The 22,827-nt window shown below is 68.3% G+C and carries 23 protein-coding genes; 16 read left to right on the plus strand and 7 right to left on the minus strand.

Annotated features, from left to right (window positions below):
* Positions 1-2 precede the first annotated feature (2 nt).
* From CD928_RS07225 to CD928_RS07250, 6 genes are all read right to left on the minus strand, one after another.
* Positions 3-482 (minus strand): GNAT family N-acetyltransferase, encoded by a 480-nt coding sequence (locus tag CD928_RS07225; protein ID WP_095386438.1) that lies wholly within the window; start codon positions 480-482, stop codon positions 3-5.
* A gap of 31 nt (positions 483-513) precedes the next feature.
* Positions 514-930, minus strand: coding sequence for a hypothetical protein (locus CD928_RS07230; protein WP_217983738.1), 417 nt, complete (start codon positions 928-930; stop codon positions 514-516).
* A gap of 344 nt (positions 931-1,274) precedes the next feature.
* Positions 1,275-1,925, minus strand: coding sequence for a 50S ribosomal protein L9 (gene rplI / locus CD928_RS07235; protein WP_095386439.1), 651 nt, complete (start codon positions 1,923-1,925; stop codon positions 1,275-1,277).
* A 13-nt stretch (positions 1,926-1,938) separates the two neighbouring features.
* Positions 1,939-2,163, minus strand: coding sequence for a 30S ribosomal protein S18 (rpsR, locus tag CD928_RS07240; RefSeq protein WP_037554562.1), 225 nt, complete (start codon positions 2,161-2,163; stop codon positions 1,939-1,941).
* An 11-nt stretch (positions 2,164-2,174) separates the two neighbouring features.
* On the minus strand, positions 2,175-2,540 hold the full coding sequence (gene rpsF, locus CD928_RS07245) for a 30S ribosomal protein S6 (protein ID WP_095386440.1): 366 nt from the start codon (positions 2,538-2,540) through the stop codon (positions 2,175-2,177).
* A gap of 158 nt (positions 2,541-2,698) precedes the next feature.
* On the minus strand, positions 2,699-4,087 hold the full coding sequence (locus tag CD928_RS07250) for a Mur ligase family protein (protein ID WP_095386441.1): 1,389 nt from the start codon (positions 4,085-4,087) through the stop codon (positions 2,699-2,701).
* Between the two features lie 177 nt (positions 4,088-4,264).
* On the opposite strand from CD928_RS07250, the gene CD928_RS07255 reads away from it, so the two are divergent.
* From CD928_RS07255 to fabG, 4 genes are read left to right on the plus strand one after another with little or no spacing between them, the layout of a single operon-like run.
* The gene (locus tag CD928_RS07255; RefSeq protein WP_095386442.1) at positions 4,265-5,092 is read left to right on the plus strand and encodes an LD-carboxypeptidase; all 828 of its coding nucleotides are present in this window, start codon (positions 4,265-4,267) and stop codon (positions 5,090-5,092) included.
* Between the two features lie 44 nt (positions 5,093-5,136).
* Entirely contained in the window at positions 5,137-6,075 is a 939-nt protein-coding gene (gene fabD / locus CD928_RS07260; protein WP_095386443.1) for an ACP S-malonyltransferase, read from the plus strand.
* A 32-nt stretch (positions 6,076-6,107) separates the two neighbouring features.
* The gene (locus tag CD928_RS07265; RefSeq protein ID WP_095386444.1) at positions 6,108-6,527 is read left to right on the plus strand and encodes a GxxExxY protein; all 420 of its coding nucleotides are present in this window, start codon (positions 6,108-6,110) and stop codon (positions 6,525-6,527) included.
* Positions 6,528-6,544: 17 nt separating this feature from the next.
* Positions 6,545-7,285, plus strand: a complete 741-nt coding sequence (fabG, locus tag CD928_RS07270) for a 3-oxoacyl-[acyl-carrier-protein] reductase (RefSeq protein WP_095386445.1) — start codon at positions 6,545-6,547, stop codon at positions 7,283-7,285.
* A 61-nt stretch (positions 7,286-7,346) separates the two neighbouring features.
* On the opposite strand, the gene CD928_RS07275 is transcribed toward fabG, so the two are convergent.
* On the minus strand, positions 7,347-9,464 hold the full coding sequence (locus CD928_RS07275; RefSeq protein WP_095386446.1) for a TonB-dependent receptor: 2,118 nt from the start codon (positions 9,462-9,464) through the stop codon (positions 7,347-7,349).
* A 197-nt stretch (positions 9,465-9,661) separates the two neighbouring features.
* Here CD928_RS07275 and CD928_RS07280 point away from each other — a divergent pair, with 197 nt between their 5' ends.
* The 12 genes from CD928_RS07280 (at position 9,662) to CD928_RS07335 (ending at position 22,827) form a co-directional block, all read left to right on the plus strand.
* On the plus strand, positions 9,662-10,642 hold the full coding sequence (locus CD928_RS07280; protein ID WP_095386447.1) for a cysteine synthase A: 981 nt from the start codon (positions 9,662-9,664) through the stop codon (positions 10,640-10,642).
* Complete coding sequence (locus tag CD928_RS07285; RefSeq protein WP_095386448.1) at positions 10,639-11,031, plus strand: hypothetical protein; 393 nt, start codon at positions 10,639-10,641, stop codon at positions 11,029-11,031. The genes CD928_RS07280 and CD928_RS07285 overlap by 4 nt, the downstream gene beginning before the upstream one ends.
* Positions 11,028-12,176 carry a hypothetical protein gene (locus CD928_RS07290; RefSeq protein ID WP_095386449.1) on the plus strand — a complete coding sequence of 383 codons (1,149 nt, stop codon included), beginning with the start codon at positions 11,028-11,030 and terminating at the stop codon, positions 12,174-12,176. The genes CD928_RS07285 and CD928_RS07290 overlap by 4 nt, the downstream gene beginning before the upstream one ends.
* A gap of 416 nt (positions 12,177-12,592) precedes the next feature.
* Entirely contained in the window at positions 12,593-13,093 is a 501-nt protein-coding gene (locus tag CD928_RS07295) for a division/cell wall cluster transcriptional repressor MraZ (RefSeq protein ID WP_095386450.1), read from the plus strand.
* Entirely contained in the window at positions 13,090-14,070 is a 981-nt protein-coding gene (gene rsmH / locus CD928_RS07300; RefSeq protein WP_095386451.1) for a 16S rRNA (cytosine(1402)-N(4))-methyltransferase RsmH, read from the plus strand. The genes CD928_RS07295 and rsmH overlap by 4 nt, the downstream gene beginning before the upstream one ends.
* On the plus strand, positions 14,064-14,705 hold the full coding sequence (locus tag CD928_RS07305; protein WP_176473495.1) for a hypothetical protein: 642 nt from the start codon (positions 14,064-14,066) through the stop codon (positions 14,703-14,705). The genes rsmH and CD928_RS07305 overlap by 7 nt, the downstream gene beginning before the upstream one ends.
* Before the next feature lie 6 nt (positions 14,706-14,711).
* On the plus strand, positions 14,712-16,406 hold the full coding sequence (locus tag CD928_RS07310; protein WP_095386453.1) for a penicillin-binding protein 2: 1,695 nt from the start codon (positions 14,712-14,714) through the stop codon (positions 16,404-16,406).
* The gene (locus tag CD928_RS07315) at positions 16,406-17,848 is read left to right on the plus strand and encodes a UDP-N-acetylmuramoyl-L-alanyl-D-glutamate--2,6-diaminopimelate ligase (protein ID WP_095386454.1); all 1,443 of its coding nucleotides are present in this window, start codon (positions 16,406-16,408) and stop codon (positions 17,846-17,848) included. The genes CD928_RS07310 and CD928_RS07315 overlap by 1 nt, the downstream gene beginning before the upstream one ends.
* The gene (gene murF / locus CD928_RS07320; protein WP_095386455.1) at positions 17,845-19,221 is read left to right on the plus strand and encodes a UDP-N-acetylmuramoyl-tripeptide--D-alanyl-D-alanine ligase; all 1,377 of its coding nucleotides are present in this window, start codon (positions 17,845-17,847) and stop codon (positions 19,219-19,221) included. Before CD928_RS07315 ends, murF begins: the two co-directional genes overlap by 4 nt.
* Positions 19,221-20,291: a phospho-N-acetylmuramoyl-pentapeptide-transferase gene (gene mraY / locus CD928_RS07325; protein ID WP_095386456.1), complete on the plus strand. Its 1,071-nt coding sequence runs from the start codon at positions 19,221-19,223 to the stop codon at positions 20,289-20,291. Before murF ends, mraY begins: the two co-directional genes overlap by 1 nt.
* Positions 20,288-21,592 carry a UDP-N-acetylmuramoyl-L-alanine--D-glutamate ligase gene (gene murD / locus CD928_RS07330; RefSeq protein ID WP_095386457.1) on the plus strand — a complete coding sequence of 435 codons (1,305 nt, stop codon included), beginning with the start codon at positions 20,288-20,290 and terminating at the stop codon, positions 21,590-21,592. The genes mraY and murD overlap by 4 nt, the downstream gene beginning before the upstream one ends.
* Complete coding sequence (locus CD928_RS07335; RefSeq protein WP_095386458.1) at positions 21,589-22,827, plus strand: FtsW/RodA/SpoVE family cell cycle protein; 1,239 nt, start codon at positions 21,589-21,591, stop codon at positions 22,825-22,827. Before murD ends, CD928_RS07335 begins: the two co-directional genes overlap by 4 nt.

Consider the following 22,827-nt stretch of genomic DNA (forward strand, 5'->3'; position numbering starts at 1 on the left):
GGTCAGGAGGCGGCGAGGCGGGGCAGCGCCTCGCCATCGACGCGCATCACCGTCCACTCGTCCATCATCTTCGCGCCGAGACTCTTGTAGAAGCCGATCGACGGCGCGTTCCAGTCGAGCACCCACCATTCGAGGCGCGCGCAATCGCGCGCGATGCAGAGCCCCGCGAGATGCGCGAGCAGCGCCTTGCCGAGCCCCGACCCGCGCGCCTCAGGGCGGACGAACAGGTCTTCGAGGTAAATTCCCGGCTTCCCCTCGAAGGTCGAGAAATTGTGGAAAAAGAGCGCGAAGCCCTGCGGCGTTCCGTCGATCTCGCCGATCACCACTTCGGCATAGGGGCGCGGCCCGAACAGCTTCTCGCCGAGCTTCGCCTCGTCGAAGCGGACTTCGTGCGCGAGCTTCTCATAATCGGCGAGGTCGCGGATGAACTGCGCGATCAGCGGCAGGTCGGCGGGCGCGGCGGGGCGGATGCTGAGGGTCATGCGCGCCCTGTGTCGACTGGGCGCGCGGCTGTCAAACCCGCTTTCGCGCGAAGAGGATCGCGAGCGCGGCGATGACGAGCGCGGGCTGGCCGATCACCGCGGGCGCGTCGGCCCAGAAGATCGCGGGGCCGCAGATGCCGGCGGCGACCTCATAGATGTGGAGCAGGCCGTGCAAGGTCAGCCACAGCCCGCCGACGAGGGCGGCGCGCCAGCGACGGATGGGGTTGGCGGCGGCGTAAAGGAGGATCAGCCCCGACCCCAGATAGGCGAGGCCGATGTCGCGGATGAAATGCGCGTTGGGCGGCCCGGTGGTGACGACGGTCGGCACGAAGACATACCAGTCGAGCGGCCTGGCGAGCATGAAGAGACCGTTGGCGATGCAGGTGACCGCGGCGACGAGTAGCAGCAATTGGGCGAGGCGGTCGAGGACGTCGGGCTTTGCGGTCATCTCTGCTGGCTCCTGCAGCGCGGGATGAAGCTAGCCTTTGCTGACAGCGATGTAAAAGGAGGATTGTGCCTGCTGGCTTCGGATGGCGGTTAACGACCGGGTGCGGCCATACCTTCTCCCCTCCCTTCTAGGGAGGGGCTGGGGGTGGGTAGCCGCCGAAGGCGGCGTTCTTTCGCGGGCTCGCTCCGCTCGCGCACCCACCCCTAACCCCTCCCTAAAAGGGAGGGGAATGGCTCAAATCCAACCCAAAGCCGCCTCCACGCCGGGCTGCCGACGCAAAGAAAAAGGCTCCGGAACGCTCGGTTCCGGAGCCTTTTCTGTCTCTTGCGAGAGAGGGAAGGGCCTTAGGCCTCTTCGCCTTCGCTCTCGTCCGCAACGGGGACGTCGGCAGCCGGGGCTTCCTCGGCGGCGACTTCCGACGGCGGGGTCGCTTCTTCGAACTCGTCCTCGCTGTCGGGTTCGAGCGCCGAAGCGACCGCCTCGGCCTGTTCTTCCTCGAACATGGCGGCGATGACGTCGATGCCCTGGCTCTGCATTTCGGCTTCGTCAGGCGAGCGCGCGACGTTGACGCCGACGGTCACCGCGACTTCGGGGTGCAGCTTCACCTTGACGTCGACGAGGCCGAGCGACTTGATCGGGCGTTCGAGCTCGATCATCGCCTTGGTGACGCCTTCGACGCCGTCCTCGACCAGCGCGTCGACGATGTCGCGCACCGAAACCGAGCCATAGAGCTGGCCGGTGTTCGACGCCTGGCGGATCAGGACGATCTGCTTGCCGTCGATGCCGCTGGCGCGGCCTTCGGCATCGGTGCGACGCTCGGCGTTGTCGGCCTCGATCTTCGACCGGTTCGCTTCGAACAGCTTGCGGTTGGTGTCGTTCGCGCGCAGCGCCTTGTTGTTGGGCAACAGGAAATTGCGGGCAAAGCCGTTCTTGACGGTGACGACGTCGCCGATACCGCCCAGTTTCTCGATACGTTCGAGCAGGATGATTTCCATGACGCTGCTCTCCTTACTTCACGATGTAGGGCAGCAGGCCGATGTGGCGCGAGCGCTTGATCGCCTTCGCCAGCTCACGCTGCTTCTTGGTGGACACCGCGGTGATCCGCGACGGGACGATCTTGCCGCGCTCCGACAGGTAACCCTGGAGCAGGCGGACGTCCTTGTAATCGATGACCGGTGCGTCCTTCGCGCTGAAGGGGCAGGTCTTGCGGCGGCGGAAAAAGGGTCGTGCCATGGTGCTGTTCCTTATTCTTCGCCGTCGCGGTCACGGCCGCGGCCGCCACGACGTTCCTGCTTGCGCATCATCACCGACGGACCCTTTTCGAGTTCGTCGACCTTGATGGTGAGCCAGCGGATGATATCTTCGTTGATCGCAGCCTGACGCTCGATCTCCGCGATCGCTTCGCCCGACACTTCGGCCGACAGCATCACATAGTGACCCTTGCGGTTCTTCTGGATCTTGTAGGCGAGCTGCTTGAGGCCCCAGGTCTCGGTCTTGTGGACCTGGCCCTTATACTCGCCGATGACGTTGGTGACGGTTTCCGCCAGCGCATCGACCTGAGCCTGGCTCAGGTCCTGACGCGCGATAAAGACATGCTCGTAAAACGGCATGGTTTGCGTCCTTCGATTTGGCCGATCGCTGATTTCGCGCCAATCGCGAAACCCCTCCGGCTGTCGTCCGGCTTTGCCTATTGGTGCAAAGCAAACGGGGCGACAGGCACAAGGCCTCGCCCCGAATGCGGGCGCCTATACAGATTCGGGCGTGAAAATCAAGCGCGGGCGGCCAGTTTTTCCAACAACTCCCGCCCGAACTCGGTCAGCGTGTCGTCGCGCGCGCCGAGGATCAGGATGCGGTCGCCCGGCTTTGCCGCGTCGAGCATCGCCGCGCCGCATTCGGCGCGGGTCGTCAGATGCACCGCGTCGCCGCCACCGCCGACGATATCGGCGACCAGCGCCTCGCTGCCGGTGCTGCGGTCGACGGTGCCGCCGAAATAGGCGGGATCGCTGACATAGAGCTTGTCGCCGTCGCGCATCCCCTTGGCGAAGCTCGCGGCGAGTTCCTTGCCCATCTGGCGGAGCGGGCCATAGCCGTGGGGCTGGAAGAAGAGCAGGGCGCGGCCCGGCAGTTCGGCGACGGCGGCGAGCGTCGCGGCGACCTTGTCGGGGTTGTGCGCGAAATCGTCGATGACGGTGACGCCGCTCGCCTGGCCCAGCACTTCGTAGCGGCGCGCAAGACCGGCGAAATCGGCGAGCGCGGCGACCGACTGGGCGACCGGGATGTTCACCGCGCGCGCCGCCGCGATGGCGGCGAGGGCGTTGGCGGCATTGTGCCGGCCGGGCATCCGCAGCCGGACTTCATGCCGGTCGCCGGCGAAATGGACCGCGAAGCGGCACCCGTCGGCCAGCGCCTCGAAGTCGCTGCCCCGAACCGCCGCGGCCTCCGAAAAGCCGAAGCGCAGGACATTAGCGCCTGCGAGGAGCGGTGCCGACTCCGCGTCGTCGGCGTTGATCACCGCGACGCGCGCCTTCGCGGCGAAATCGCCGAACAGCCGGTGCAGTTCGGCCAGGCTCTTGTGGTCGAGGCTGATGTTGGTGACCACCGCGACGTCGGGGCGATAGAGCGCGATCGAGCCGTCGCTCTCGTCGACCTCGCTGACGTAGGTGGCGGCGTCGCCGACCAGCGCGCTCGCGAAGGGCGTGTCGGCGCCCGCGAAATTGCGCATCACCGCGCCGTTCATCACGGTCGGCTTGCGGCCCGCGCTTTCGAGAATCCAGCCGATCATGCCGGTGACGGTCGACTTGCCGCTCGTGCCGCCGACGCCGATCGCCCGTTCGGCATCGTTGAACAGCGCGGCGTTGAGGTCGGCGCGGGTCAGGCGCGGCAGGCCGAGCGCGTTCGCCGCCGCGACGTCGGGAACGCTGTCCTCGACCGCGGCGGATGCGACGAGCGTCTGGCCCGCCGCGACGCCGCTGCCGTCCTGCGGGAACAGCGCGATGCCGCGGCTTGCGATCCAGCCGAACTTGTCCGTCGATCGCCCCTGGTCGCGGCTGCGGTCGGAGCCCGAAACGGCGCTTCCGCGCGCCGCGACGATCATCGCCAGCGGCAACATGCCCGACCCGCCAATGCCGCAGAAGAAATAGGATTTGTTTTCGGCCATCGCGCGGCGTTATGGCTTCGGTGAAAGGTTTGCAACCAGGGCGACAAGCCCTCGCTACGCGGAAAGGACATGAATGCCCCGGCATCGTCACCCCGGACTTGATCCGGGGTCTGCCTGTCTTGAAGGAAAAGGCGGATCCCGGGTCAAGCCCGGGATGACGAAGGAAGCGGGTGCGTGATGCGCATCGGAATCATTGCCCCCTCCACCCCCATCCTCCCCGACGACGCCGAAGCCGTGCGCGCGATCGCGGCGCTCGGTTATCCGGGCGTGGAGCTCGTCTTCGACGAACAATGCTTCGCGGTGCACGGCCATTTCGCCGGCGAGGATGGGCATCGCTTCGCCGCGCTCGTCGAGATGGCGAACCGTGCCGACATCGACGCGGTCTGGTTCGCGCGCGGGGGCTATGGGGCGTGCCGGATCGCCGAGGATGCGGTCGCGGCGATGACCCCTGCGGCGCGCGGCAAGGCGTTCCTCGGCTATTCGGACCAGGGCAATCTGCTCGCCTGCCTCTATCGCGAAGGCTTCGACCATGTCGCGCACGGGCCGATGGTCGCCGACATCCGCCGCGACGGCGGCGATGCCGCGGTGCTGCGCGCGCTCGACTGGCTCGTCGCGCGGGATCCGGCGGCGTGTGAAGCGGGGCTGGAGCATGGCGCGCGCCATGCCGCGTTCAACCTGATGACGCTGTCGATGCTGCTCGGCACCCCGCTCGAACCCGACCTGGCGGGGCATGTGCTGCTGGTCGAGGAGGTGAGCGAATATCTCTACGCCTTCGATCGCGCCTTCTTCCATGTCGCGACCGCGCTGGCGCCGCGCGGGCTTGCCGGTATCCGCCTCGGCCGCGTCAGCGATATTCCCGAGAACGACCGGCCCTTCGGCATGGAGGCCGAGGAGATCGCGCGCGGCTGGTGCGCGCGCACCGGGATCGCGTGGCTCGGCCGCGCCGATATCGGCCACGACGCGGCGAACAAGGTCGTGCCCTTCGGCTTGCATCGCGCCGGGTGAGCGAATAGGCGCGGGCCTGATAGAGAACAGGCAGGGGACGCAATATGCGCGCATTCATCTTTCCGGGTCAGGGCAGCCAGGCGGTCGGCATGGGCAAGGCGCTTGCCGACGCCTCGCCCGTCGCGCGCGAGGTGTTCCAGGAGGTCGACGAGGCGCTCGGCCAAAAGCTGTTCCAGCTGATGAGCGAAGGCCCCGAGGATCAGCTCACCCTCACCGAGAACGCCCAGCCCGCGATCATGGCGAACGCGATCGCGACCTTGCGCGTGCTCGAAAAGGAGGGCGGCGTGACGCTCGCCGCCGCGGCCGATTATGTCGCGGGCCACAGCCTCGGCGAATATAGCGCGCTCTGCGCCGCCGGCGCCTTCGACCTCGCGACCACCGCGCGCCTTCTGAAGACGCGCGGGCAGGCGATGCAGGCGGCGGTGCCCGTCGGCGTCGGCGCGATGGCGGCGCTGCTCGGCGCCGACATCGAGACGGCGCAGAAGCTCGCCGACGCCGCGGCCGAGGGCGAGGTCTGCACCGTCGCCAACGACAACGACCCGTCGCAGGTCGTGATCTCGGGCCACAAGGGCGCGGTCGAGCGCGCGGTCGCGCTGGTCAAGGATTATGGCATCAAGCGCGGCGTGCTGCTCCCCGTCTCGGCCCCCTTCCACTGCCCGCTGATGCAGCCCGCCGCCGACGCGATGGCCGAGGCACTCGGCGCCAACCCGCCTGCCGCGCCGCTGGTGCCGGTGGTCGCGAACGTGACGGCGAGCCCGGTCAGCGACCCCGACGCGATCCGCGACCTGCTCGTCGCCCAAGTCACCGGCCGCGTCCGCTGGCGCGAGAGCGTCGGCACGATGGAGGATATCGGCGTCGACCGCTTCGTCGAACTCGGCGGCAAGGTCCTCTCCCCGATGGTCAAGCGCAGCGCGTCGGGCGAGGTCGAGACGGTCAGCCTGCTGTCGATGGACGACATCGAGGCGCTGCTGAAGGCGCTTTGAGGTTCACGCGGAGACGCGGAGGCGCGGAGATTATGGCGCGAGACATTGATGAAGTGAGCGGCGATGTTCTGGATTTGTCGCTCCGCGTACATCGCGATCTTGGCCCCGGCCTTCTGGAAAGCGTCTACGAAACCATATTGGCCGGCAAGCTTGCGGCAGCGGGATATAAAGTCGATCGGCAGAAGCCGATCGACATCCTGTTTGAAGATATGCGTTTCGATGCTGCATTTCGGATCGACCTGCTGGTGGATGACCGGCTTCTGGTCGAGATAAAGTCGGTCGAACGTCTGAATGCGGCGCATGGCAAACAGCTATTGACCTATCTTCGCCTGACGGGCCACTCGGTCGGGCTTCTCATCAATTTCGGTGGCGCGACGCTCAAGGAAGGCGTCCGTCGCATCGTCAACGATCATAAACCCTCCGCGTCTCCGCGTCTCCGCGTGAACCGGTAAAACAGGAGTTCTCGAATATGTTCGATCTCACCGGCATGACCGCCCTCGTCACCGGCGCCTCGGGGGGCATCGGCTCGGCCATCGCGCAGGCGCTCGCGGCGCAGGGCGCGCGGCTCGCGGTGTCGGGCTCCAACGCCGAGAAGCTGGGTGCCTTTCGCGATACGCTCGGCGGCGACCATGTCGCGCTGCCGTGCAACCTTGGCGACGCGGCCGCGGTCGATGCGCTGGTGCCCTCGGCGGTCGAGGCGCTGGGGCAGCTCGATATCCTCGTCAACAACGCCGGCGTGACGCGCGACAATCTGATCCTGCGGATGAAGGACGAGGAGTGGTCCGACGTCATCCGCATCAACCTCGAAGCGAATTTCCGCCTCGCGCGCGCCGCCGCCAAGCCGATGATGAAGGCGCGTTTCGGGCGCATCGTCTCGATCACCAGCGTCGTCGGCGCGACGGGCAACCCGGGGCAGGCCAATTATGCCGCGTCGAAAGCGGGCGTCACCGGCATGACCAAGGCACTGGCGCAGGAGCTTGCGAGCCGGGGCGTCACCGTGAACTGCGTCGCGCCGGGCTTCATCGCCACCGCGATGACCGACGACCTGCCCGATGCGCAGAAGGAAGCGCTGAACCAGCGTATTCCCGCGGGCCGGATGGGCGAGGGCAGCGACATCGCCGCCGCGGTCGTCTATCTCGCATCGAAGGAGGCCGGCTACGTCACCGGCCAGACCATCCATGTGAACGGCGGGATGGCCATGCTGTCCTGAACGCGAACGGGCCGGACCCGGTCGAACCGGATCCGGCCCTCGGGACGAGCGGAGAGAGGGGTCAGAAGCTCGCCCGGGCCGTCAGGCGGAAATCGCGTCCCGCCAGCGGCACATAATCCTTGGTGAAGCTGGCATGGCGGCGTGCCTCGACGTCGAAGATATTGTTCGCCGACAGGCTCAAGGTCAGGTGCCGCGCATCGGGGAGCGGCCGCCAGCTGAGCGAGGCGTTGACGAGCGTGAAGCCGTCGGTCGGGGTTTCGAACTGCGCGACGCGGGCCTGGTCGTCGGTCCATTCGACCTCGACGCGCGCGTCGAGCCGTTCGCTCTGCGCCTCGAGACCGCCCAGCACGCGCAGCGGGGGAATCCGCGGCACGTTGCGATCGAGCCCCGCGCCCTTGATCTTCGCGCGCGTCATGTCGGCGGTCACGTCGCCGACGATGTTGAAGCCGCCGATCTGCGCCAGCCGCGCGCTCGCCTCGGCCTCGAAGCCGTAGACGCGCGCGTCGCGCTGGAAATACTGGAAGACGGGCAGCTCGTCCTCTTCGGCGCCGGTCGCCGCCGAATAGATGAAATTGTCGAACCAGTTCGAATAGCCGGTGAGGCTGAGGTTGAACGCGTCGGACTTGAGCTTGAACGACGCTTCGGCGCCCCAGTTCGATTCGCGCTTGAGGTTCGGATCGCCGACCTCGAAGCTCTGCGTCGCGATGTGCGGGCCGTTGGAGAGCAGTTCCTCGGCCGACGGCGCGCGAACCGCACGCGAGGCCGAAATGCCGAATTTCGCGCCCTCGAAAATGTCATAGGTCACGCCGAGAGCGCCCGAGAAGCTGTCGAAATCGCGATCGAAGCCGACCGTCTGTGCGCGAACGCTGGTCTTTTCATAGCGCGCCGCGGCTTCGAGCCCGAGCGGGCCCGCCGTATATTCCTGCAGCGTGAAAAGCGCGAACTGGTCGGTCAGGTTGCGCGGCACGAACGCCTCTTCGCCGACCGCGTTGAAGTCGCGATGGCTGTACTGCACGCCGCTCGCCCCGCGCCAGCCGCCACGGTCGTTCTGGGCCAGCTCGATCCGGCTTTCGACGCCCTGGTTGGTGAAGATGGTACCGACCTCTTCGCCCTCGAACTCGGTGTGCTTGTAATCGGCAAAGCCGGCACGGATGCGCAGCTTGTCGAAGAATCCGTCGCCCAGCTCAACCTCGCCGCGCAGGTCGGCGCGCCATTGCTTCATGCCGATGGTGACGGGCCCCTCGCCATGGTCGTGGCCGCCCTCTTCGTCCTCGCCGCCATGATCATGCGCGGTGTCGGGGCGATCGGGCACGCCGTAATCGGTGTCGAAATAGCCGATCGAAATACCGAGCTGACCGCCGTCGTTGATCAGCGACAGCCCGCCCCCGGCGGTCCAGGTCTCGCTCTGCGTGTTGTCGATCTTGCCGCGCTTGTTCGCCTGGGCGGTGAGTTCGGCCGCTTCGTCGGCATGGCCATCCTCGATCGCATGCTCGGCAAGGTGGAGCAGGTCGCCGCGAATGTCGGGAGCGTAGACGAAGCCGCCGCTGCGCGTATCGCCGGTCTTGCGCCAGCTGCCGTCGACATGCGCGACGATCTGCGGGCTCAGCGCGACGTCGATCGAGCTGCCGATATTGCGGTCGTTCGCCGCGGTCGCATAACCGCCGATCGCGTCGACATGGACATGGTCGGCAGGGACCTTGCGCGGGATGCGGCGGTCGAACAGGTTGACCGCGCCGCCGATCGCCTGGCTGCCGAACAGCAGCACGGCGGGGCCGCGCAGGATTTCGACGCGCTCGACTGTCAGCGGGTCGATCGTCACGGCATGGTCGGCCGAGGTGTTGGAGGCATCGATCGATCCGATGCCGTCGGTCAGGATTTTCACGCGCTCGCCCGAAAAGCCGCGAAGGACGGGACGCGATGCGCCGGGGGAAAAGCTGGTCGCCGACACACCCGGTTGCCGGGTGAGCGTGTCGCCGATCTGGCCGCGGATGTCGCGCGCCAGCTCGTCTCCTTCCACCACCGACACATTGCCGAGGATGTCGAGGCTGCGGACATAGGGCGCCGTGACGACGATCGCATCGCCCGTGTGGACGTCGTCGTCGCTCGCACCGTCCTGCGCGAAGGCGGGGGCGGACAGCATCAGGGCGAGGGTCAGCGAGGCGGAGGGGAGAAGGCGCATGCGGGGGAAGTTCCTGTTGCTTGGGGTCGGGCTGTGCGGGGCGCAGTAATGATATACTGTTACAAAAGCAAGCCTCGCGCCGAGGCCGGGGCGGGCGTTGGTCGGCGCTGGTGCCCCGTTGGTCGACAAAGACAGGGCTTGGCCGCGGCAAGCGAAGCTGTCTTGCGATGCCCGGTGCGCAGCCTTAGATCAGGGGCATGATCATTGCGGAAAACAGCCTGGAGCTGATCGGCAACACGCCGCTGGTGCTGCTCAGGGGGCCGAGCGAAGCGACCGGCTGCGAAATCTGGGGCAAGTGCGAATATGCCAACCCCGGCGGATCGGTGAAGGATCGCGCCGCGCTCTACATCGTCCGCGATGCCGAGGGGAACGGCAGCCTGCGCCCCGGCGGCACGATCGTCGAGGGGACGGCGGGCAACACCGGCATCGGCCTCGCGCTCGTGGGCAATGCGCTCGGCTACAAGACGATCATCGTCATGCCCGACAACCAGAGCGCCGAGAAGATGGCGACGATCCGCGCCCTCGGGGCCGAGCTGGTGCTCGTGCCGCCCGCGCCCTTCGCCAACCCCGGCCATTTCGTCCACACCTCGCGCCGCATCGCCGAGGAAACCGACAATGCGATCTGGGCCAACCAGTTCGACAATATCGCCAACCGCAAATCGCACATCTTCGGCACCGCCGAGGAAATCTGGGAGCAGATGGACGGGCGGATCGACGGCTTCACCTGCGCCGCGGGGACCGGCGGCACCATCGCGGGAACCGGGCTGGGGCTGAAAGCGAAGGACGAAAAGATCACCGTCGCGCTGACCGACCCGCACGGCGCCGGCCTCTATAATTATTACCAGTGCGGCGAACTGAAGCCCGAAGGGTCGAGCGTGGCCGAGGGAATCGGTCAGAACCGCATCACCGCCAACCTCGAAGGCGCGCCGATCGACACCCAGTTCCGCATCTCCGACGCCGAGGGGCTGGCGGTCGTGCGCCAGTTGCTCGACGAGGAGGGGCTGTGCCTCGGCCTGTCGTCAGGGATCAACGTCGCGGGCGCGATGGCGCTCGCGCGCCAGCTCGGTCCGGGCAAGCGCATTGCAACCATCTTGTGCGACAGCGGGTTTCGCTATCTCTCGACGCTCTACAATCCCGAATGGCTGGCGAGCAAAGGGCTGGCGGAGGACATCGCGTGAAACGGACGACCGATGGCTTGATCGAAACGGCGGCGGCGGGCACGGTGGTTGCCGCGGCGCCTCCCGTCCACGATACGATGCGGCGGCTTCAGATCGGTGTCGCCGGATTGCTGACCGTGCTGCTGCTCGTCGGCCTCGCCGGACTGATCGGCGAGCGGGCGCGCGAAAAAGCGGCGGCCGAGGCGCCGGCGGAAACCCAGGTCAAGATGCCGGGCGATCCTTCCAAGACGCCGAGCGCCCCGCTCGAGGAACTGGGCGTCCAGCCAGTGTCGAAGGACGAGAATGAGGCGGTGGCGGTGAAGGTGCCGCAGGCGGCGCCGACCGTGCCCGACCTCCAGCCCGACCCCGAATTGCAGCGCGCGCGCCAAGCCAATCAAGCCAAAAGGTGATCGCACGCCTGCGTCCGCTCGGCATCGCGGCGCTGCTTCTCCTGCTGGCGTGGTTCGCCGGCGGCCAGCGCCCGCTCGGCCGCGTCGATCCGGCGCTGGCGCTGCCGCTGCTTCTCTTGCCCATGCTCGCGCTCGGCTGGTGGCAGCGGGGCGAGCCGCGCGCGGCGCGGCAGCGCGCGATCCTCGCAACACTGCTCGCCGTTGCCGTGGGGCAGGGGTTGTTCGCCTGGCTGCTGGCGGGCCGCGCGGGGTGGGGGCAGATCGCGCTTGTGCTGGTCGTCGGCGCCGCGGCCGGCTGGCTGTCCGACGCGCTCGTTCAGCGGCGGACCTGGGCGCGTGCGCTGCGTGTCGCGGTCGCGGCGGTCGTACTCGCCGCCTGGTTCGTCGTGGGGCATGCCCTGCTCGCGCGCCTCTATCGCGCGCCCGCGCCATCGACCGACGCGCCCGTCGTGACGATGCTCACCGGCCTCCCGCTGCGCTGGTCCGGGGATGATCTGACCACGATGATCGCCGCGGGCGCGCAGGAGGATCCCGCGCTTGCGCGGATCGAGGCGGCGGGGCCGGTGCGGCTCGTCGATAGCCTCGCCGACCATGTTCCGCCGCCCGGCGGCACCTTGCTCCTCGCGCATCCGCGCGCCCTCGCGCCGCGCGACCTCATTGCGGTCGACGCCTTCGTGCGCGGCGGCGGGCGGGCGGTGATCCTTGCCGACGCGCTGTCGGGCTGGCCGGTCGAGCGACCGCTCGGCGATCCGCGCAATCCGCCGGTGACCAGCCTGCTCACGCCGCTGCTCGACCATTGGGGCATCACGCTCGGCGCCGCGCCGGTCGGCGAGACGGCGGCGCGGGCCTATGACGTCGGTGGCGCGCGGCTCCGGCTGTTCAGCGCCGGGCGCTTCGAGCGGCTTCCCCCGACCTGCGCCGCCTTCGCCGGCGGCCGCGTCGCGCAGTGCAGGATCGGCGCGGGCGAGGCGTGGCTGGTCGGCGACGCCGACCTGCTCTTCGCGCCGCTGTGGCGGCCGGCGGTGCCGGGCGCCGACCATCTGCGCCGCGCCGACACGATGGAATGGCTCGACGCGCGGCTGCGCGGGGCTGGCGCGGAAAGGGCGCTGCTGCACCCGCTCTGGATCCGCGCGCGCCAGCCATGATGACTTTGGGCTGACCTCCCCGCGTCATTGCGAGGAGCCGCCGGCGACCAAGCAGTCTCCAGCTATCGTCCCGCCGTGCCGATAGCTGGAGATTGCTCCGCTCCGCTCGCAATGACGGTCCCGTTGATGCCCCAATAGCAGCGTCCGCCTCGCCCCATTCCACCCCGATTTGCACCTCCTCGCACGGCGCGCGCGGGGATGACCGGCCCTGTATGCCCCCCATTTCGATGCGTTTTTGCGGTGAATAGGGGCTAGATTCCCTAATTTACCCTAATTTTCCCCTTTTCACCCCGATCCATAGTTGATAGGCAGGAATCGGAGAGGGGCAATCTCCGCCTGAGTCTTTCGCTTCGGAATCCCGTGATTCCGGCGTCAGGAAAGTATTGCCCGGTGGCGCGAGAACGGGGGCGACAGCGATGGCGATTGTGACGCCCGGCCGATACTCGGGCACCAACTTCGCCGCGATCGATGGCAAGGGACGCATCGCCGTCCCCTCGCAGTTCCGCAACAATGTGCCCCTCAATGCGGACGGTCAGCGCGTGCTTTGGGTCGGTTTCCATGAGAAGCTGCCCTGTCTGGTCGCCTATGGCCAGGACCAGTACGACCGCCTCTCCGACGAGATCGAGCGCGACCGCGCCGCCGCGCTCGCGCGCAATCTCGACTTCGACGAGGATGAGGCGTTCAAGCAGCGCTTCAGCTATACCGAGGCCTATGCGCTCGACGACAGCGGGCGCTTCCTCCCCAATTTCACCGCGCGCGACCGCGTCGGCGACGCCGGCGCGACCGCCTTCGTCGGCTCGGGCCGGCGCTTCGAAATCTGGTGGCTGCCGACGCTCGCCGACTGCGCCGAGGCTGATCCGGTGCTCCGGCGCCTCGCCGGCAATTGGGCCGAGACCAAGGGGAAGGGCCGCAAATGAGCGAGCTTCCCCGCGACCCCCGCCATGATCCCGTGCTTCGCGAAGAGGTCATCGCCGCGCTCGCCATCGTTCCCGGCGAGCGCCACGTCGACGCGACCTTCGGCGCCGGCGGCTACACCCGCGCGATGCTCGCGGCGGGAGCCGACGTCGTCGCCTGCGACCGCGATCCCGATGCGATCGCCGAGGGGCAGGCGCTGGTCGAAGAAGCGGGCGGCAAGCTGACGCTGGTGCGCGGCCGCTTCGGCGAGATCGACCGGCTGCTCGGCGAACGCGGTATCGACGCGGTCGACGGCATCGTCTTCGACATCGGCGTATCGTCGATGCAGCTCGATCGCGACGAACGCGGCTTTTCCTTCCAGAAGGACGGTCCGCTCGACATGCGCATGGCGCAGGAGGGCGAAAGCGCCGCCGACTGGCTCAACCGCGCCGACGAGGGAGAGATCGCCGACGTCCTCTATCATTATGGCGACGAGCGCCAGTCGCGCCGCGTCGCGCGCGCGATCGTCGCCGCGCGGCCGCTGTCGCGCACCGGCGAGCTCGCGGCGGTGATCCGCAAGGCGCTGCGCCACCCCCCCGGCGCGCCCAAGGACCCGGCGACGAAGAGCTTTCAGGCGATCCGCATCCACATCAACGGCGAGCTCGACGAGCTGAAGGCTGGCCTTGACGCGGCGGAACGGCTGCTGCGCCCCGGCGGCCGCCTCGCGGTGGTCAGCTTCCACAGCACCGAGGATCGCATCGTGAAGACTTTCCTGCGCGAACGCAGCGGTGGCGATGTCCGCGCGTCGCGCCACCGGCCCGCGCTCGCCCCTCCGGCGCGGGCCGCAACTTTCGACACCCCGGCGCGCAAGGTGCGCCCGGGCAAGGCCGAGGAGGCGCGTAACCCGCGCGCCCGCTCGGCGACGCTGCGTAGCGCGGTTCGCACCGCGGCGCCCGCCTGGTCGGGCGGCAAGACGGCAAAGGAGGCGATGTCATGTTGATGGCGGCTCGCAAGCTCCAGGGAATCGGCCTGGTGCTTCTCGTTCTGGTCTTCGCGATGATGCTCTATCCCGTGTCGCTCAAGGTGGCGGCGACGCGCAGCGAGCTCGCGCAGATCAACAAGCAGATCGCCGGCGCGCGCGATAATATCCGCTACCTCGAATCCGAACTCGCGGTGCGCGCCTCGATGCGCCAGCTCGAACAGTGGAACGCCGAGAGCTTCGGCTATTCGGCGCCGACCGCCGACCAGTATCTGTCGAGCGAGCGCCAGCTCGCCTCGCTCGACCGCCTGCCGCGCGCGCGCGGCGCCAACGACGTTGCGCCGGTGTTGATGGCGATGGTCAGCCCGGTCGGCACGCCCGCCGCCGAGGCGGCGCCGCCGGCTGCCGCCGTGGCGGACAAGCCCGCTCCGAAGCCTGCGGCGTCGAAGCCCACCGTGTCCAAACCCGCGGCGTCCAAGCCGATCCAGCTCGCGCAGGCCGACACCCGCGCCGGCATCCGCTCCGACACGGCGCCGCGGATGGCGCCGAGCCGCCGCCACGAGCAACTGCGGATGATCGAGGATCAGCTCCTCTCCGATTCGACCCTCGCGGCGCTGAAACGCGGCGCGGCGGCGGAAGCCGGGGGAGGGCGCTAAGACGCGATGAACACGCTGGTCGTCCGTCCGGCAAGGGTGCGCACCGCGGGCGTGCGGCAGCAGATATTGCTGACCGCGCAGCAGCGGCTGATGATCCTGATGCTGCTGTTCATGGCGGCCTTTTTCCTCGTGTCGGCGCGGCTCCTCACTTTCGCGCTGTTCGACACCGCGTCGGGGCATCGTTCGGCCTCGACCGCCTTCGTGCCCGCGCGCGCCGATATCGTCGATCGCAACGGCGTGCCGCTCGCGCGGACGATCGACGGCTATTCGATCCGCGTCGTGCCGTCGAAGCTGCTCAACGACCCGCAATATCTGGCGACCGAGCTCCACCGCATCTTTCCCGACATGCCGCGCGAGGAACTGCTCGCGAAGCTGACCGGGCCGCGCGCCACCTATATCCGCCGCCGTGCGCTGCCCGATCAGGTCGCGGCGGTGAACGCGATCGGCGATATCGGCTTCGATTTCCCGCGCGAAAAGGAGCGCCTCTATCCGCAGCTGACCCTCGCCGCGCACGTGCTCGGCTTCATCAACGCCGACGGCGAGGGCGTCACCGGGGTCGAAGGCGCGTTCGAAAACCGGCTGACCGACAAGGCGACCCGCGCCGAGCCGCTGACGCTGTCGATCGACGCGCGCGTCCAGGGCGTGCTCGAAAGCGAGCTGGGGTCGGCGGTCACCAATCTCGAGGCGATCGGCGGCGCTGGCATCATCCTCGATGTCCACACCGGCGAAGTGCTCGCGATGACCTCGCTGCCCACCTACAATCCCAACAAGCTGGTCGGCGGCAACATGGCCGCGCGGCGCAACGCGGTGACCTATAATCTCTACGAGCTCGGATCGACTTTCAAGCCGCTGACGATCGGCGCCGCGATCGACAATGGCGTCGTCACCAGCATGGCGAAGCGCTACGACGCGACAAAGCCGCTGGCGATCGCGGGATTCCGCATCCGCGATTCGCACATGATGAACCGCTGGCTCAACGTCCCCGAAACGCTGATCCACAGCTCGAACATCGTCACCGCGCAGATCGGCGACCAGCTCGGCCGCGAGAAGATGGAAGAACTGTTCCGCAGCCTCGAATTCGATGGGCGTCCGCATATCGAACTCAAGGAGCGCGCCTTCCCGCTGTGGCCGAGGGACTGGGGCCGCGTCACCACGATGACGACGAGCTACGGCCACGGCATCGCGGTCACCCCGCTGCACCTCGCCAGCGCCTATGCCGCGCTCGTCAACGGCGGTATCTGGCGCCCCGCGACCCTGCTCAAGCTGGGCGACAAGGCGCCGCCGGAGGGCCGCCGCGTGTTCAAGGCGTCGACCAGCGCGCGGATGCGCCAGCTTCTGCGCCTGATCGTCTCGGACGGCACCGGCCGCAACGCCGACGCGCCGGGCTTCCGCGTCGGCGGCAAGACGGGCAGCGCCGAAAAGCCCGGCGCCGGGGGCTATCGCCGCCACTCGCTCGTCTCGACCTTTTCGGCGGCCTTCCCGATGGACAATCCGCGCTACGTGGTCCTGGTCATGATCGATGAGCCCAAGGGCAACGCCTTCAGCTCGGGTCAGCGCACCGCGGGTTATACCGCGGCGCCGGTGGTCAAGCAGGTGGTGATGCGCGCGGGACCGATGCTCGGCGTCTTCCCCGACGAAAGCCGCGACGTCGACGTGTCCGAACTGACGCCGCTGCTGTGGAAGAACGGGAAAGAGGACTGATGCGTCTCGCGGCGCTGCTCGACACCCCGGCCCCTCTCGACGCCGACCCCGTGGTCACCGGCCTCGCCATCGACCATCGCAAGGTCGCGCCCGGAACGATCTTCGGCGCCTTCGTCGGCGAAAAATTCAACGGCGAGGATTTCATTCCCGCCGCTATCGAAGCGGGGGCGATCGCCGTCGTCGCGCGGCCCGAGGCGAAGGTCGAGGGCGCGGTGCACATCGCCGACGCCAATCCACGCCGCGCCTTCGCGCATATCGCGGCACGTTTCTTCCACCGCTTTCCCGCGACCTGTGTCGCGGTCACCGGCACCAACGGCAAGACCTCGACGGTCGAGATGACGCGCCAGCTCTGGCGGATGGCGGGGTTCCATGCCGCCTCGGTCGGCACGCTCGGCATCACCACCTCGAACGACAGCGCCTCGACCGGGCTGACGACGCCCGACATCGTCACCTTCCTGTCGAACATGTCAGGCCTCGCCGCCGAGGGCGTGACCCATGCGGCGTTCGAAGCCTCCAGCCACGGCCTCGACCAGTATCGCACCGAGGGACTGCCGGTGAAGGCCGCGGCCTTCACCAATCTCAGCCACGACCATCTCGATTATCATGGCGACATGTACGCCTATCTGGCCGCCAAGATGCGCCTGTTCCGTGAAGTCGTCGACCCCGACGGCGCGGCGGTGATCTGGGCCGACGACATGATGTGGTCGCCCGCGGCCGAATATGAGGCGGAACAGCGCGGCCTTCGCATCATGACCGTGGGTCGCGAGGGCAGCGCGCTGCGCCTCGTCTCGTGTGAGCCGACGCAACTCGGCCAGTCGCTGCTGATTCAGGCGGGACCGCTGGCGCAGAAGGTCACGCTGCCGCTGATCGGCGCCTACCAAGCGGCGAATGCGCTGGTCGCGGCGGGGCTCGTCATCGCGACGGGCGGCGATATCCAGCAGACGCTCGCCAATCTCGCGCGGCTCCAGCCGGTGCGCGGGCGGCTCGAACGCGCAGCGATCACCCGCGCAGGCGCGCCCGTCTATGTCGACTATGCCCACACCCCCGATGCCATAGAGGCGGCGCTCGACGCGCTGCGCCCGCACGCGAGCGGGCGGCTGATCCTGGTGTTCGGGGCGGGCGGCGACCGCGACAAGGACAAGCGCCCCGAAATGGGCCGGGTCGCGGCGGCCAAGGCCGATGTGCTGATCATCACCGACGACAATCCGCGCGGCGAAGACCCCGCCGTCATCCGCGCAGCCATCGCCGAGGGCGCGCCGGGCGCACGCGAGATCGGCGACCGCCGCGCCGCGATCGCCGCCGCGATCGCCGAGGCGCGCGCCGACGACATCGTCTGCATCGCCGGCAAGGGCCACGAACAGGGCCAGATCGTCGGTGCGGGCGCCGACATGCGCGTCATCCCCTTCGACGACGTCGCGGTCGCGCGCGAGGCCGCGGCATGACCCCGCTGTGGACCGCGCGCGCCATCGCGGCGGCGATGGGCGGGACGGCGAGCGCCGACTTCACCGTGCAGGGCGTCGCTTTCGATTCGCGCGAGGTGACGAAGGGCGACCTGTTCGTCGCGATGAAGGGCGAGGCGACCGACGGCCACCAGTTCATCGACAAGGCGATCGCGGCGGGCGCGGCGGGCATCGTCTGCGAAACCGCGATCGACCATCCGCACGTCCGCGTCGCCGACAGCGCCGCGGCGCTGAACGCGCTCGGCGTCGCATCGCGCGCGCGCAGCCATGGCCGGATCATCGGCGTCACCGGATCGGCGGGGAAGACGGGCACGAAGGAGGCGCTGTTCGCCGCGCTCGACCGCTTCCGCCCCGGCAAGGCGCACCGGTCGGTCAAGAGCTACAACAATCATGTCGGCGTGCCATTGAGCCTCGCGCGCATGCCCTCGACCGCCGATTTCGGCATATTCGAAATGGGGATGAACCACGCCGGCGAGCTCGCCGCGCTGACCCGGATGGTGCGCCCGCACGTCGCCATCGTCACCACGATCGCGCCCGCGCACATGGAATATTTCGGCAACGAAGAAGCGATCGCCGACGCGAAAGGCGAGATTTTCGAGGGGCTCGAACCCGGCGGCACCGCGATCATCCCCTTCGACAGCCCGCATTATGCACGCTTGCGCGCCAAGGCGGAGAAGCACGCGGCGCATGTCGTCAGCTTTGGTCTCGGCGAGGGCGCCGACGTGCGCGCGGTCGACTGGCTGCCCGACGGGCAGGGGGGATCGCTCGTCACCGCACAGGTTCAGGATGCGCTGCTCTGCTTCACCATCGCGCAGGCGGGCGCGCACTGGGTGTCGAACGCGCTGGCGGTGCTCGCGGCGGTCAAGGCGGTCGGCGGCGATCTGCCGGCGGCGGGGCTCGCCTTCGCCGAAATGGCGGGGCTCGCGGGGCGCGGCGCGCGGCACCGGATCGCGGTCGAGGGCGGGGCGATCCTGCTGATCGACGAAAGCTACAACGCCAACCCGGCCTCCATGGCGGCGACGATCGGCCAGCTCGGCAGCGAATCCGCGGGCCGCAAGGTCGCGATTCTCGGCGCCATGAAGGAGCTTGGCAGCGGCGGAGAAGCGTATCACGCCGGCCTGGCCGCTCCGCTCGTCGCAGCCGGGGTGCAATTCGCCCTGCTTGTCGGCGAAGAGATGGCGCCGCTCGCCAAAGCGCTTGAGGGGCGCATCGATTTCGCGCATGTGCCCGCCCACTCGGCCGCCACCGCGCGGCTGGGAGACGTGATCCGCGCCGGCGATGTCGTGCTGGTCAAGGGATCGAACAGTGTCGGCCTGTCGCATGTCGTGACCGCGCTGACCAACGGGGACTATTGATGCTATATTGGCTGGCGGAATGGCTTGGCTTTCCGGGGGCGCTCAACCTCATTCGCTATCTGAGCTTCCGTTCGGGAGCGGCGGTGGCGACCGCGCTGATCATCGGGCTGTGGATCGGCCCGCGCTTCATCCTGATGCTGCGGATGCGGCAGGGGAAGGGCCAGCCGATCCGCGACGACGGGCCGCAGAGCCATCTCGCGAAAAAGGGCACGCCGACGATGGGCGGGCTGATGATCCTGATCGCGCTGATGATCTCGGCGCTCCTGTGGATGGACCTTTCCAACCGCTTCGTCTGGGCGTGCATCTTCGTGACCGGGGGCTTCGCGGCGGTCGGCTTCATGGACGATCTCGACAAGGTGACCAAGGCCAGCCACCGCGGGATTCCGGGGCGGGTGCGGCTGCTGCTCGAATTCGTGATCGCCGGAATCGCGGTGCTGCTGATCGTCTCGCGCACCGGCACCGACCTCTATCTGCCGTTCCTGAGCGACGCCTATATCCCGCTCGGCCCGCTCTATTATGTCTTCGCGATGGTGCTGATCGTCGGCTTCGGCAATGCGGTCAATCTGACCGACGGGCTCGACGGGCTCGCGACCTTCCCGGTGATCATCGCCAGCCTTGCCTTCCTCGTCATCGTCTATCTCTCGGGCAACGCGAAGTTCGCGGGCTATCTCGGCATCCCGCACGTCCCCGGCGCGGGCGAGCTCGCGATCTTCGCCGCGGCGATCATCGGCGCCTGCCTCGCCTTCCTGTGGTTCAACGCGCCCCCCGCCGCCGTCTTCATGGGCGATACCGGCAGCCTTGCCTTGGGCGGCGCGCTCGCGACGATCGCGGTGACCGCGCAGCACGAGCTGGTGCTCGTCCTCGTCGGCGGGCTGTTCGTGGTCGAGGCGCTGTCGGTGATCATCCAGGTCTTCTGGTACAAAAGAACCGGCAAGCGCGTCTTTCGCATGGCGCCGATCCACCATCACTTCGAGCAATTGGGCTGGCCCGAATCCACCGTGGTCATCCGCTTCTGGATCGTCTCGATCGTCCTCGCGCTCGCGGGGCTCGCGACCTTGAAACTGCGGTGATCACCTCGCGCGCCTTTGCCGGTCGCCGCTACGCGGTGCTGGGACTGGCGCGCTCGGGGCTCGCGACCGTCGAGGCGCTGGTCGCCAGCGGCGCCGGCGTCACCGCGTGGGACACGCGCGAGGAGGCGCGCGACGAGGCGATGGCGCTCGGCGCCGACATCGGCGATCCGCTCGCGATCGACCTCATCGGTTTCGCGGGCGTCGTCGTCTCGCCCGGAGTGCCGCTCAACCGCCACCCGATCGCCGCCCATGCGCGCGCGGCGCATGTGCCGGTGATCGGCGATATCGAGCTGTTCGCCGAAGCGCGCGCCGAACTGCCGCCGCACCGCGTCGTCGGCATCACCGGCACCAACGGCAAGTCGACGGTGACCGCGCTCGTCACCCATATGCTCGAAAGCGCAGGGGTTCCCGCGCTGATGGGCGGCAACATCGGCCTGCCGATCCTCGCGCGCGATCCGCTCCCAGAGGGCGGGGTCTATGTGCTCGAACTGTCGAGCTACCAGATCGACCTCGCGCACAGCCTCGCCTGCGACGTCGCGGTGCTCACCAACATCACCCCCGACCATCTCGACCGCTACGACGATTTCGCGGGCTATGCGGCGTCGAAGGCGCGGCTGTTCAGCCTTCAGCACCGCGATCAGGTCGCGATCGTCGCGACCGACGACGACCGCTCGAAGATGGTCGCGAGCCACGTCAATCACCGCCTCTTCCGCGTCTCGGCAAAGGATGTCGACCCCGCCGACCAGGCGCGCTGGCCCGCGCTGCAGGGCCCGCACAACGCCCAGAACGCGGTGTGCGCGATCGCGGTGTGCCGCGTGCTCGGGCTCGATGATGCGGCGATCGAACGCGGGCTCGCGACCTATCACGCGCTCCCGCACCGAATGGAATTGGTCGGCGAAGTCGCTGGCGTCCGCTGGTTCAACGACAGCAAGGCGACCAACGCGGCTTCCGCTGCACCGGCGCTGGCGGCCTTTCCGCCGGCGCCGGACCAGCGTTTGCACTGGATCGCCGGCGGACAGGCGAAGGGCGACGGGCTGGAGGCGTGCCGCCCCTGGTTCGGCCACGTCAAGCGCGCCTATCTGATCGGCGAGGCGATGGAGGGTTTCGCCGCGGAGATCGGCGATGCGCTTCCCGTCGACCGCGCCGGCGACCTCGCGACCGCGGTCGCCCATGCGGCGGCGGTTGCCGAACCGGGGGACATCGTCCTCCTCTCGCCCGCCTGCGCCTCGTTCGACCAGTATAAGGATTATGAAGCGCGCGGCGACCAGTTCCGCGCGATCGTCAGGGCGCTCGGGGCATGAGCGGGGGGATGAACGATATGGACCGGGCAAGCGAACGGCCGATCATCGCGACCACGCGCAGCATCAAGCGCCGCGGGCCGCGCCTCAGCCGCGCCGACCGCACCCCGCTCGGCCTCTGGTTCTGGGAAATCGACCGGGTGCTGCTGCTGCTCGTCTCGATGCTGATCGCGATCGGCCTCGTCGCCGTCGCCGCCGCTTCGCCGGTCGCGGCGCAAAAGCTGTCGACGACCACCGCCAGCCTCGACCCGCTCTATTATTTCTATCGCCAGCTCATGTGGGTGATCGTCGGCGTGCCGGTGATGCTCGCCATCTCGATGCTGCCCAAGGCGCAGGCGCGCCGCTTCGCCATCTACGGCACGCTGACCTTCCTCGCCCTGCTCTTTCTCGTGCCGCTGATCGGCGCGTCGGTGAACGGCGCGCAGCGCTGGATCGGCAGCGGCATGTTCCGGCTCCAGCCGTCGGAGTTCCTGAAGCCCTTCTTCGCCGTTTCGCTCGCGTGGGTTCTCTCGCTCCGCCTCCACGACCAGAGCCTGCCCGTCGTGCCGCTGTCCTTCGTGCTGACCGGCGTGATCGCGGTGCTGCTGATGGGCCAGCCCGACCTCGGCCAGACGATCATCTTCGCCGCGACCTGGTTCGTCCTCGTGCTCGTCGCCGGCCTGTCGATGCGGATCATGGCGGGGCTCGGCGTCGCGGGGCTCGTCGGGCTGGTCCTCGCCTATTTCTTCTACCCGGTCGCGCAGCAGCGCATCAACATCTGGCTCTTTGCGGAGGGCGACAGCTTCCAGGTCGACAAGGCGCACGCGACGCTCACCGCCGGCGGGCTGATCGGCACCGGCCCCGGCGCGGGGCTCGCCAAGTTCCAGCTTCCCGAGGCGCATACCGACTATATCTTCTCGGTGATCGGCGAGGAGTTCGGGATCATCGCCTGCATCGCGATCGCCATCCTCTATCTCGCGATCATCGTCCGCGTGCTCGTCCGCCTGCTCGACGAGGAGGACAGCTTCCTGATCCTCGCGGTCTGCGGCCTCGTCGCGCAGTTCGGCGGCCAGGCGGTGATCAATATGGCGGTGAACACCCAGCTTTTCCCGTCGAAAGGGATGACGCTGCCGTTCATCAGCTATGGCGGTTCGTCGATGCTCGCGCTGTCGATCGGCATGGGTTTGCTCTTGTCGCTGACCCGGCGGAACCCCTATGCGGCGCGCGTGTCGATGACCCGCAACTGGAACAAGAAATGA

The sequence above is a fragment of the Sphingopyxis sp. GW247-27LB genome, from assembly GCF_002277025.1.
In the GTDB taxonomy this organism is placed as follows: domain Bacteria; phylum Pseudomonadota; class Alphaproteobacteria; order Sphingomonadales; family Sphingomonadaceae; genus Sphingopyxis.